12 protein-coding genes are annotated in these 11,607 nt (G+C 73.6%); 9 read left to right on the top strand and 3 right to left on the bottom strand.

Going from position 1 to position 11,607, the window contains the following annotated elements:
• Positions 1–16: 16 nt before the first annotated feature.
• From DSM26151_RS00710 to DSM26151_RS00725, 4 genes are all read left to right on the top strand, one after another.
• A complete protein-coding gene (locus DSM26151_RS00710; protein WP_234660503.1) occupies positions 17–757 on the top strand; it encodes a cytochrome c biogenesis CcdA family protein in 741 nt (246 codons plus the stop codon).
• A complete protein-coding gene (locus tag DSM26151_RS00715) occupies positions 747–1,490 on the top strand; it encodes a response regulator transcription factor (protein WP_234660505.1) in 744 nt (247 codons plus the stop codon). The genes DSM26151_RS00710 and DSM26151_RS00715 overlap by 11 nt, the downstream gene beginning before the upstream one ends.
• Entirely contained in the window at positions 1,487–2,617 is a 1,131-nt protein-coding gene (locus DSM26151_RS00720) for a sensor histidine kinase (protein WP_234660506.1), read from the top strand. The genes DSM26151_RS00715 and DSM26151_RS00720 overlap by 4 nt, the downstream gene beginning before the upstream one ends.
• An 86-nt stretch (positions 2,618–2,703) precedes the next feature.
• Positions 2,704–3,564, top strand: coding sequence for a hypothetical protein (locus tag DSM26151_RS00725; RefSeq protein ID WP_234660508.1), 861 nt, complete (start codon positions 2,704–2,706; stop codon positions 3,562–3,564).
• A 79-nt stretch (positions 3,565–3,643) separates the two neighbouring features.
• Here the strand turns inward: DSM26151_RS00725 and DSM26151_RS00730 are convergent, their stop codons facing one another.
• Positions 3,644–4,186, bottom strand: coding sequence for a hypothetical protein (locus DSM26151_RS00730; protein ID WP_234660510.1), 543 nt, complete (start codon positions 4,184–4,186; stop codon positions 3,644–3,646).
• A 536-nt stretch (positions 4,187–4,722) separates the two neighbouring features.
• On the opposite strand from DSM26151_RS00730, the gene DSM26151_RS00735 reads away from it, so the two are divergent.
• Both DSM26151_RS00735 and DSM26151_RS00740 read left to right on the top strand, forming a co-directional pair.
• Positions 4,723–5,304 (top strand): TetR/AcrR family transcriptional regulator, encoded by a 582-nt coding sequence (locus DSM26151_RS00735; protein WP_234660513.1) that lies wholly within the window; start codon positions 4,723–4,725, stop codon positions 5,302–5,304.
• Positions 5,305–5,382: 78 nt separating this feature from the next.
• Positions 5,383–5,745 carry a hypothetical protein gene (locus DSM26151_RS00740; RefSeq protein WP_234660514.1) on the top strand — a complete coding sequence of 121 codons (363 nt, stop codon included), beginning with the start codon at positions 5,383–5,385 and terminating at the stop codon, positions 5,743–5,745.
• 126 nt (positions 5,746–5,871) lie between these two features.
• Here the strand turns inward: DSM26151_RS00740 and DSM26151_RS00745 are convergent, their stop codons facing one another.
• Both DSM26151_RS00745 and DSM26151_RS00750 read right to left on the bottom strand, forming a co-directional pair.
• A complete protein-coding gene (locus DSM26151_RS00745) occupies positions 5,872–7,251 on the bottom strand; it encodes a glutamyl-tRNA reductase (protein ID WP_234660516.1) in 1,380 nt (459 codons plus the stop codon).
• A gap of 91 nt (positions 7,252–7,342) precedes the next feature.
• Positions 7,343–8,059 carry a hypothetical protein gene (locus DSM26151_RS00750; protein WP_234660518.1) on the bottom strand — a complete coding sequence of 239 codons (717 nt, stop codon included), beginning with the start codon at positions 8,057–8,059 and terminating at the stop codon, positions 7,343–7,345.
• Between the two features lie 164 nt (positions 8,060–8,223).
• Here DSM26151_RS00750 and hemE point away from each other — a divergent pair, with 164 nt between their 5' ends.
• The 3 genes from hemE (at position 8,224) to DSM26151_RS00765 (ending at position 11,590) form a co-directional block, all read left to right on the top strand.
• Entirely contained in the window at positions 8,224–9,384 is a 1,161-nt protein-coding gene (hemE, locus tag DSM26151_RS00755) for a uroporphyrinogen decarboxylase (protein ID WP_407651046.1), read from the top strand.
• Entirely contained in the window at positions 9,381–10,949 is a 1,569-nt protein-coding gene (hemG, locus tag DSM26151_RS00760; protein WP_234660521.1) for a protoporphyrinogen oxidase, read from the top strand. The genes hemE and hemG overlap by 4 nt, the downstream gene beginning before the upstream one ends.
• A gap of 116 nt (positions 10,950–11,065) precedes the next feature.
• Positions 11,066–11,590, top strand: a complete 525-nt coding sequence (locus DSM26151_RS00765) for a hypothetical protein (RefSeq protein ID WP_234660522.1) — start codon at positions 11,066–11,068, stop codon at positions 11,588–11,590.
• Positions 11,591–11,607: the final 17 nt, after the last annotated feature.

An 11,607-nucleotide genomic window follows, 5' to 3' on the forward strand; every position in this document is an offset into this window, starting at 1 on the left:
GGCCGGGGACCGCCCGGTGAACGCTTCGTTGACCCTCGCGCTCGCCGCGGGCGTGCTGACCGTCGCCGCTCCGTGCGTGCTGCCGCTGCTGCCGGTCGTCGTCGGCGGCGCGATCGTGCGAGACGGCGACACGCGGCGCGCACGGTGGCGCCCGTTCGTGATCGCGGGCTCGCTCGCGGCATCCGTCGTCGTGTTCACGCTCCTGCTCAAGGCGACCACCGCCCTGCTCGGCGTCCCGCCGCAGGTGTGGCAGGTGGTCGCGGGCGCGATCGTGATCCTGCTCGGCGTCGACCTGCTCTTCCCGCGGCTGTGGGACCGCGTCTCGACGGGACTCGGGTTGCAGGCGCGCAGCGGCGCGATGCTCGACGCGTCGGTGCGGCGGCAGAGCGTCGGCGGCGACATCCTGACCGGTGCGGCCCTCGGGCCGGTGTTCTCGAGTTGCAGCCCGACCTATGCGCTCATCGTCGCGGCCGTGCTCCCGGTGTCGTTCGCCGAGGGCGTCGCGTACGTCGTCGCCTACGCCGTCGGCCTGGCGGGGATGCTGCTGCTCATCGCGCTGCTCGGTCGCAGCCTGGTGCGCCGGCTCGGCTGGCTCGCGAATCCCGACGGCTGGTTCCGCCGCGTCGTCGGCGGCATCTTCATCGTGGTCGGGATCGTCGTCGTCACCGGGTTCGACAAGACGCTCCAGACGTGGATCCTCGACGCCGGGCTGTACGATCCGATCGCACGCCTGGAAGAGGTGATCGGTGGCGGCTGACGCGGACCTGCTGCTCGACGGGCGACTCGTGCTGCTCGTCGATGACGACCCGACCGTGCTCGAGGTGTGCCGGGCCTACCTCGAGTCGGCCGGCCTGCGCGTGCAGGAGGCCGCCGATGCGTTCGTCGCCCTCGACCGGATCGCCGCCGAGCGGCCCGACCTCGTCGTGCTCGACCGCATGCTGCCCGGCATCGACGGCATCGAGGTGTGCCGGCGCATCCGGGCCGCGTCGCAGGTGCCGATCATCATGCTCACCGCGCTCGGCGGCGAGGACGACCGCATCGCGGGGCTCGAGGCCGGCGTCGACGACTACCTCGCGAAGCCGTTCTCGCCGCGCGAGCTGACGCTGCGGGTGCAGACCGTGCTGCGCCGGGCGCTCGCCGTCGAGGCCGCCGGTCTCGCTCCGGCCGGCTCCGAGCGTGCCGTGGTCGTCCGTGGGCCGCTGCGGATCGACACGGCGGCCCGCACCGTCGAGCTCGACGGCCGTTCGCTCGCGCTGACCCAGCGCGAGTTCGAGCTGCTCGCGTTCCTCGCGCGCCGCCCAGGCACGGTCTTCTCGCGAGAGGACCTCCTCGCGGCGGTGTGGGGGTGGACGCACGGCGACCCCTCGACGGTCACCGTGCACGTGCGTCGGCTGCGGGAGAAGATCGAGACGGATGCCGCGAACCCGCGCCTGCTCGTCACGGTGTGGGGGTACGGCTACCGCTTCGACGACCCGGGGGCGACGCCGTGACCGGAACCGACCTGGTCCTCGTGATCGCGGTTTCGGCGGGGATCGCCGCGATCGTCGGGCTCGCCGCGTGGCTGCTGCTGCGCCGCTTCGCGTGGGCGCCGATCGTGGTGCACCTCGTGACGGTCGTCGTCGCGGCGGTGGCATCCGTCGTCGGCGGCGTGCTCGTCGCGACCCAGGCGATGTACCTCTCCGATCACGACGCGCAGATCGCCCTCGTGATCGCGGTGACCAGCGGCGCGGTCGCGATCCTCACCGCGTCGATCCTCGGTGCCGAGATCGCGCGCGCGGCGCGCGTGCTGCGTTCGGCCGCGGAGGACCTGGGCCGGGGCGTTCCGGTCGTGCGGCGTCCGCTGCCGATCGGCGAGTTCCGGGCCGTGCTCGACGAGCTCGCGGCATCCGATGTCCGGATCCGGACGGCACGCGAGGAGCTCGAACGCCAGGAGCAGGCCCGGCGCGAGCTGGTGACGCGCGTCGCGCACGACCTGCGGGTTCCGCTGGCCGGCATCCGTGCCCAGGCGGAGGCGCTGCAGGACGGGCTGGCGCCCGACCCGGATCGCTACCTCGAGCGCATCGCGGCGCAGGTCGATCGGCTCGACGCGCTCGTCGCCGACCTGTTCGCGGTGTCGCAGATCGATGCCGGGACCCTGCGGTTGCGCACCGAGCGCGTCTCGATGGCGGATGTCGCGAGCGACGCCGTCTCGGAGCTCAGGGGCCTCGCGGGGGGCGCCGGGGTGTCGCTGGAGTTCACCGCGTCGGCCGCGGGCACGGTCGACGGCGACGCGGTGCAGCTCGGTCGGGTCGTGACGAACCTGCTCGCGAACGCGATGCAGCACACGCCGGCGGGCGGCCGTATCGCGGTCGCGGTCGCCGAGGACGACGGCAGGGTGCGGCTCGAGGTGGTCGACGGCGGGCCGGGGTTCGCCGTCGATGATCTTCCGCACGCGTTCGAGGCGGGCTGGCGCGGCTCGGATGCGCGCTCGCCGCACCGGCTCGACGTGACCGGCGGCGCGGGCCTGGGCCTCGCGATCGTGCGCGGCATCGCGCGCGCGCACTCGGGCGATGCGACGGTCGCGAACGCTGCGGGGGGCGGTGCCCTGGTGACGGTGATCCTCCCCGCCGCCGGCTGACCCGCCCTGCCGCACGGTTGCCGGCGGGCGGGGCGGCTGGGATCATGGCGCGGGAACGCAGGTCCGAGCGACGCCATGGGGGCAGCATGTCGAACGATTCCGGAACGTACCCGCCCGAGGGGCCGACCGAGGAGATCCCGCCCGCGCAGGGCGAGGAGGAGCGCGAGCCGGCCCGTCGCAGTCGCGCGGCCGTCTGGGGCCTGGTCCTCGGCATCGTCGCCGTGGTGCTCGCGCTCGTCGGCATCCTCTTCGCGACCGGGGTGCTCGGCGGCGACGCGGAGCCGGCGGCGACCTCGTCGCCGTCCGAGATCGCGTCGGCGACCCCGTCGCCGAGTCCGGAGGACACGCCGACCGAGGCGCCCGCCGAGAGCGTCGGGGCCTGGGCGGACGACACGTGGGGCACGTTCACGACGGTTTCGCAGAACGGCAGCGGCGACGCCGTCGTCGAGCTGCCCGATGGCGTGACGGGCGGGATCGTCACGGCGAGGTTCGACGGCGATGACGACGCGGCGTTCACGCTGACCCTCCTCGACGCCTCGAACGCGCCGTCCGGCGACCCGCTCGTCGACGCGACCGACGACTACGAGGGCACGACGGCGTGGGGCGTGGCGGATGCCTCGTCGGCTCGCGGCGTGCAGGTGACGGCGACCGGCCCGTGGACGCTGTCGATCGAGCCGATGTCGGCCGCCGCCGAACTGCCGAACGCCGCGAACGGCGAGGACGACGCCGTCTACCTCCACGGCGGGGGCGCGGCGACGCTCGCGGCGACCCACACCGGCGACGACGCGGAGGACCGGTTCGTCGTCGCCCAGCAGGCGGGACGGGCGTTCGGCGGGGCGGCGCTCATCGACGTGACGGGTGCCTACGACGGCAGCGTGCCGCTCGCGGCCGGGCCGTCGGTCGTGACGGTCCGCGCGACGGAGGATTGGACGCTCTCGGTCGGCTAGGGGTGTTCCTGCGCCGTGGAGGGCCTGTTCGCCGTGGAGGGCCTGTTCGTCGTGGAGGGCTCGTTTCGGTGACCGGCCGTTACTTCGGTCGCGTCACTCCGCAGTTCGGTGGGAGCACGAGGGTGCATTCGGAACTCTGGATGGGAGGGGTGCCCGGTGCCGTGAAGTGAGCGACGACCGGCGGTGGGTCGTTCGGGTCGGGCGGCGTGGGTGTGTTCCCCCATGGGACGGTGATCGATCCGGCGATGTCGGCGACGTTCCCGCTGTTGCCGTTGCTGCCGGCGTTCAGGATCACGGTGACGGATTCGCCTGGAGCGAGCGTTGCCGGGAAGCCGACGACGACTCCGGTGAGCGAATCGACCGCGGCCTGGAAGAACAGGTCGATGTCGGCGCTGTCGTCCGTGACCACGATCTGATACTCCGGCTGGTTGTAGAGGTAGATCGTGTCGGGCGTCGAGTTGGTGACGGTGACCTCGAAGGCGTACCCCTTCGTGAACACGCCGGAGCACGACGCGCCGGGCAGTTTGCAGGCGCCGCCGATCGAGATCACGGGTGCGTCGATCGATGCCGCGAATGCCGGCACGGGGGCCGACATCAGCAGCACGGGGACGGACCACGCCACGCCTCGTGCGACCGCGCGCCGGGTCGGCCCGCGTTTGGACTCGTCTGTCGATGATGAATGCTCCATGCCGCGCCTTCCGTAGGCCGCGCAGGTTCGGGATGCGCGGTGGGCGTTCGCGGGGGAGGCTCGACCCGATGGTAACCCGGATCGCCGGTTTCGGGTTGGAATGAACGGCGTCGCCGTCGGCGACGAGTCGGCGCATCGCGGCGCGCGCCTCGGTGTGCTCGCGTGCCGCTTCGCGCTTCCGCTCGGGCCACGGGATGTAGCGCAGCACCTCGGGCAGGCGCTGGTACTCCCACACGTCGTCGGCGTCGTGGGCCGAGAGCGGGCGCAGCGTCATCCGCGCCGTGGCGAACGGGCGGTGTTCGATCTCGGCGACGTCGAACGGCAGGCGGAGTGCGGGTGGGCCGGCGTCCCCGGCCTCGTCGGGCCGGGCGTGGGGGGTGGAGGGCATCGAGGGCAGCGTACTCCGACCTCGGGCGACGGATGCCGCGCGGCCGGCGACGGATGCCGATGCGGGGGCGGATAATCGTTGGATGCCGAAGATCAGCGCCCCGACCGTTGCGGAGCACCGCGCCGCGCAGCGTACCGCGCTGCTGCTCGCGACGCGCGAGCTGCTCGAGACCGAGGGCCTCGCGGCGGCGACCCCTGCCGCGGTGACGGGGCGTGCGGGGCTCTCGCGGTCCTCGTTCTACGAGTACTTCGCCTCCCGTGACGACCTGCTCGTCGCCGTGGCCCTGCAGGTCTTCGACGAGTGGAACGCGGAACTCGATGATGCGCTCGCGGCGGCGGAGCCCGGGATGCCGCGGTTGCGCGCCTACGTCACCACTGCGCTCGCGATGACCGCCGACGGGCACCACCGCCTGGCGACGGTGCTCCGCGAGGCCGACCTCTCGCCCACGAGCCGTGAGGACATGATGGCCGTGCACGATCGGCTCACCTCGCCGCTCGTCCACGTGCTCGAGGATCTCGGCGTCGACGATCCGCGGGTGGTCGGCGCGCTCGTGCAGGGCGCCCTCGGCTCGGCGATGCTGCTCGTGTCGCACGGCGTGCCCGTGGAGCCCACCGCGGCCGGGTTGATCTCGATGCTCGAGCACGGCGTCGGGGCTTCCGCCTGAATTCGGAGCATCGAGCCTTTCCTGACATACTGTCAGTATGTTGCCGACGGGCCGTCGGCATCCCCTGAACGGAGCTCGATGGAAATCCTCAAGAACGTCATCCTCGCCGTGCACATCATCGGCGTCGCGAGCCTGCTGGGCGGCATCCTCGTCCAGCTCACCGCGCAACGCTCGGGTGCCGCGCGCATCATCCCCGCCATCGTCCACGGTGCGTGGACGATGCTCGTGACCGGCGTCATCCTCGTCGGCATGCAGTACCCGCTCGGTCGCGAGCCCGACAACCTGAAGATCACGGTCAAGCTGCTGATCCTGGTCGGGATCATCGTGATCGTGCTCGTGAACCGCAAGCGCGAGACGCTCGCGCGATGGGTCCTGCCGACCCTCGCGGTGCTGACCACCGCCAACGTCGTCATCGCGACGGTGTGGCGGCAGTACGCGTAGCCGACGGTCTCACGTCGCGACGACGGGCTCGGCCGCTCCGGCCGGGCCCGTCGTCACGTCTGCAGCCGGCCCCGACCGCGCGAGGGTCGCCGACGGTGCCCGACGGGCCGTCGGCCCGACGGTCTGTCAGCGCGCGTCGGCTGCGGGCCGAGCGTCGTCGGCGCGGCCGACCTCTGCGACGGCGGATGCCTCGGCCCCGGCGTCGTGCCGGATGCCGAAGATCGCATCGAGCCCGTCGAGCCACGCCTGCTGCTCGCCGTTGCGCGCGTACTCGCGCGACCGGACCATGGGCGTGTGCAGCAGCACTCCCGCCATGTGGCGCAGCGCCGCCTCGGTGCGCCCGTCGTCGTCCCCGCGCGAGCGGGCGCGGTCGATCTCGGCGTCGAGCACGTCGAAGACGTGGCGCCGCAGCGCGACGACGGCGGGCGCGAGATCGAGCTCCTCGCCCACGGTGCCGAAGTTGCGGGCCGCGCGGTCGACGATCGCGCGTGCCGCGTCGGTCGCCCCGAACTCCTCGAGCGGGGCGTGGATCTTGATGGTCTCGAGGTCGAGCAGCTCGATGCCGTCGACCTCGGCGACGTCGGGGTCGACGTTGCGGGGCAGGCCCAGGTCGACGATGAGCTGGCGCGGCGCCGCATCGGGAACGGGGCGGGTGCCGGGCAGGAGGGCGATCGGCTGGGGGGCGTCGGCGACGCGGCGCTCGGCGCGCCCGATCTCGAGCAGGGCGCGGTCGACGACGTGGTGGTCGGCGGTCGTGCACGTCACGACGAGGTCGGCGCCGGCAGCAGCGGCCGCATACCCGGAGTGCTCCACGGCGGCGATGCCGTGGCTGGCGGCGAAGCGCGTCGCGCGCCCGGACGGGGAGTGCACGGTCACGTCGACGACGCCGCGGTCGCGGAGCGCGGCGAGCGACGCACCGGCGAAGCGGCCGGTCCCGACGAGCAGCACGCGCACCTTCGACCAGTCCTGGACGCGGCTCTCGGCGAGATCGAGCGCCAGGCGCACGAGCGAACGCCCCTCGGCGCCGATCCCCGTGCGGTTCTTCACCTTGCGCGAGGTCTGCGAGGCCCGCTGGAACAGCCGCTCGAGCTCGGGCGTGGTCGTGCCCTCGGCGCGCGCGCGTTCGAGCGAGCGTCGCACCTGACCGGCGATCTCGCCCTCGCCGACGACGACCGATTCGAGCCCCGCCGCGACCGAGAACAGGTGGCCGGCGACGGCGTTGCCGTGCACGAAGCCGAAGGTCGACCGCAGCTCGTCGGGGGCGAGCCCTGCGACCTCGCCGACCGCGCGGATCGCGTCGTGCACCGGCCCGACGGGCGACTCGCCCTCGGGGATGTCGAGGTCGAGGTAGGCCTCGAAGCGGTTGCAGGTCGCGACGACGACCGCGCCGCGGACGGCCTTCTGGGCGCCCGCGAGCCGCGGAACGGCGTGTTCGGCGGTCGCCGAGAGCCGTTCGAGCATGTCGAAGCCGGCGTTCTTGTGGCTCGCGGTCAGGCAGATGAGCACCGGACGATTCTACCCGGGGTCGAAACCGCTCCTGACCGGCCGGGTCGCGGTTCGTCCGGGTGGGCGCCCGCTCGGTGCGCTTGGCGTGAGGTCAGGCGGCCGGGCGGTCCGACCTGATGATCGGGATCGCGCCGGTGACCGGGGGCACTTCCAGTCCCTCGGCGGCGAGGGCGACTCGGTGCCTCGCCTTCCAGGCGCGCACCACCGCATAGAACGGCGCATCGGTCAGCGCGTACCGGCCGGGGCGCTGGTCGCGCAGCATCATCGGCAGTTCGACGCTCGCCCCGTCGCGTCGGATCCGGACCACCGCCACGGGAACGCTCGTGCTGCCGGCCACGGTCGAGTCCGCGCGGATGTTGCGCACCTCGCGCCAGGGGAACGCCGCGACGCGGCGGGGGCGTCGCCCGCCGCTCCAGAACCCGATGCCGGCGTCGTCGGCGACGATCGTGAATCGCGCGGGCAGCTCCGGTCTCCGGCCGCCCGGTCGCGTGAGCTCCTCGAGTCGGGCGACGAGTTCGCGATTGCGGATGCCGCAGCTCACGTCGCCCGACCGCACCGCCTCGAGCGCACGCCGACGTGCACGGGCGCGCGACGCGGCGATGCCGCGCACCGTCGCCGAGGCGAACAGGACGACGCCGGCGATCGCGGCGAGGCCCAGGGCGACGGGTGCGCCTTCGACCTCAGGGAGCGTCGTGACGAGACCCTCGACGCGGGTCCGGCCGACGAGCAGCGCGGTGATGAGCAGTGCGGCGCCGAGGGCGACCGTGACGATGAGGGCCGTGCGGTGCCGAGTTGCGTGACTGGTCACGTTGGTTCTCCGTTGGGGGCCGGAGGCGCGCCGTCGCACGGGGGCGGGACGCGTCGTCGTGGGGACGCACGACGCGACCGACCATACTGCCGCGGCTGCACCGCCGCCAGCCCCAGTTCTCCACGCGTGCAACGACAGTCCGCATCAGCCCGCGCCCAGTGTCGATGGGGGAGGATGTCACGGTGATCCTCTCCCCGCAGCATCCGCTCGCCGCCGGCCTCACGCACGACTCCCGCCTCGTCCGCGCCACGCGCGGCGTGCGCAGCGACACCCTGCCCGTCTGGTTCATGCGCCAGGCCGGACGCTCACTGCCCGAGTACCGCGAACTGCGCGTCGGGACGCGCATGCTCGACGCGTGCCTCGACCCGGCCATGGCCGCCGAGATCACGCTGCAGCCGGTCCGCCGTCACGGCGTCGACGCCGGCATCTTCTTCAGCGACATCGTCGTGCCGCTGAAGCTCGTCGGCGTCGACGTCGAGATCCAGCCCGGGCGCGGCCCGGTGTTCGGCCGGGCGTACGGCGACGCCGCGGCCGTCGCCGAGCTCACCGCCATCGACCCGGCGCGCCTCGACGAGGCATCCGCCCCCATCGCCGACGCCGTCGCGCGCACCGTCGCCGAGCTCGCGACGATCACGGCCCCGGGGGCCGCGACGACGACGCCGCTCATCGGGTTCGCGGGCGCGCCGTTCACGCTCGCGGCCTACCTCGCGGAGGGCGGGCCGTCGAAGGACCACCTCGCGGCCCGCACCCTCATGCACGCCGACCCGGGCGCGTGGCGCGCCCTCATGGAGTGGACGGCCGAGCTGACCGGCCGGTTCCTGCGCACCCAGGTGGTCGCGGGCGCGTCGGCCGCGCAGCTGTTCGACTCGTGGGCGGGCGGGCTCTCGCTCGCCGACTACGAGCGGCACGTCGCACCGGCGTCGGCCGCCGCGCTGGCCCACGTGCACGACCTGGCCTACGAGACGACGGATGCCGCCGGCGGAGCCGCCACCCACGCGGTCCCGGTCATCCACTTCGGCGTCGGCACGGGCGAGCTGCTCGGCGCGATGGGAGCCATCGGGGTCGACGTCGTCGGCGTCGACTACCGGGTGCCGCTCGACGTCGCGGCGCAGCGGGTCGGCGAGGGCGTGCCGCTGCAGGGCAACCTCGACCCGGCGCTGCTCGCGGCGCCGAGGCCCGCGCTCGAAGCCGCGGTGCGCGACGTCGTCGAACGCGGACGGACCGCGCCCGCCCACATCTTCAACCTCGGACACGGGGTGCCGCCCGAGACCGACCCGGCCGCGCTGACCCGCGTCGTCGAACTCGTCCACGAGATCGGCCGGTGAGCGAGCACAGCGGGTCGGTCGGCACGCCCGACGGGTCGCCCGATGCCGTGTCGGAGGCGCTCGAGGTCGAGCGTCGGACGACCGACGTCGTGGTCGTCGGCGGCGGAGCCGCTGGCCTCGTCGCGGCGCTCGAGTGCGCACGCCTGGGCCTCGGTGTCGTCGTGCTCGAACAGGGTGATCGCACCGGCGGCTGCGTGGGGCGCATCGAGCTCGACGGCCTGACGCTCGACTCGGGGGCCGAATCGTTCGCGACCCGGAACGGTTCGGTCGCGGCGCTCGTCGAACGACTCGGGCTCTCGGACGAGGTCGTGCCGCCGAACCCGGCCGGCGCGTGGCTCGTGTGGGGCGACCGCGGCTCGCGCCGCGCCGCGCCGCTCCCGCGGACGGGCGTGCTCGGCATCCCCGCGAACCCGCTCGGCGAGGACGTCCGCGCCATCATCGGGTGGCGCGGTGCGTGGCGCGCCTGGCGCGACCGGATCACGCCCATCCTGAAGATCGGCCGCGCCGAGCGCCTCGGGCCGCTCGTGCGCCAGCGCATGGGCGACGCGGTCCTCGACCGGCTCGTCACGCCCATCTCGGCGGGGGTGTACTCGACCGATCCCGAGGATCTGGACATCGACGTCGTCGCACCGGGGCTCAACGAGGCGATGACCCGTGCCGGCTCGCTCTCGGGCGGTGTCGCCCAGCTCGTCTCGGAGCGTCGTGCGGGAAGCGCGGTCCTGGGACTGCGCGGTGGCATGCACACGCTCGTCGACGCGCTGCTCGCGGAGCTCGCGCGGTTCGGCGTCGAGGTGATGACGGGCGTGCGGGCCACCGCGCTGGAACCGGTGGCGCCCAGGGCTGCGGACGCGCACGTCGTCGAGCGTGCCTGGCACGTCGACGGGGAGCGGATACCGGAGGCGGACGCCGAAGCAGGCGGCGCGCCCCGGCCCGTCGCGGTCGACGCGCGCTTCGCGATCCTCGCGACCCCGGCGCACGTGTCGCGGCACCTGCTCGAGGGCGTCGCCCCGGAGGACGTGCTGGCCGAGGAATGGCCGGCTGCGGCATCCGTCGAACTCGTGACGCTCGTCCTCGACGCGCCCGGACTCGACGCCTTCCCGCGGGGCACGGGCGTGCTCGTCGCGCCCGGCACGCCCGGGGTCGACGCGAAGGCGCTCACGCACTCCAGCGCCAAGTGGCCGTGGCTCGCCGACGCCGCGCCCGGCCGTCACGTCGTGCGCCTGTCGTACGGTCGCGCAGGAGGCGTGAACCCGCTCCACGACCTCGACGACGACGCGGTGACCGCGCTCGCCCTGCGCGACGCCTCGGCGCTGCTCGGCGTCGAGCTCGACCGGAGCCGCCTGCGCGCATCCGGGCGCTCGGCATGGCGCGACGCGCTGTCGCAGGCGACCGTCGGCCAGCGCGACCGGGTCGGGCGGCTCGAGCGCGCGATCGAGGAGCGCGACGGCCTCGAACTCGCGGGATCGTGGGTCGCCGGCACGGGCCTCGCGTCGGTCGTGCCGCATGCCATCGACTCCGCCGACCGGATCCGCCGCCTCGCGCTGCGGATCGCCGAGGAAGCATAGCCGGAACGGCATACGATGCACGGCCACGCCCGGCAACCCCCTTGCGCCGTGGGAGCCGGGGTCTACGCTGGAGTGACGCTGTCGCAACTTCAACCGCAGCGGGGGATGGGGTGCACATGAAGGGCAAGATCCTCTTCGTCGTCGGTCTCGGCGTCGGGTACGTGCTCGGAACGCGGGCCGGGCGGGAACGCTACGAGCAGATCCGCAAGGCCGCCGAGGGCGTCTGGAACCAGCCGACGGTGCAAGACGGGGTCGAGACCGTGAAGGTCTTCGCGATGTCCCGCGTCGGCGACGCGAGCGACGCCGTGCTCGATGCCGCCAAGAAGCTCGTCCGGCAGATGTCGGGCGGCGAGGGGTCCGGGGCGGATGCCGGAGCCTCGCGATCCACGTCCGGGTCGGGATCCGGCTCGAAGTCCGGATCGAGCACCGGCTCGACCTCGAAGTCGACCGCGAAGTCGACCGGGTCGAAGTCGGGCGGCACGAAGTCGGCGACGTCGCGCTCGGGTTCGTCCGGTTCGTCCGGTTCGTCCGGGTCGTCCGGGTCGTCCGGTCGCAAGTCCGGCTCCACCGGCTCGAAGTCCACCGGCTCGAAGTCCGCCGAGTCGTCGTCCTCCGAGTCGTCGAACTCGTCCTCGTCCTGACCGACCTCTCGGAGGTG

This window comes from Agromyces marinus, from assembly GCF_021442325.1.
GTDB lineage: Bacteria > Actinomycetota > Actinomycetes > Actinomycetales > Microbacteriaceae > Agromyces > Agromyces marinus.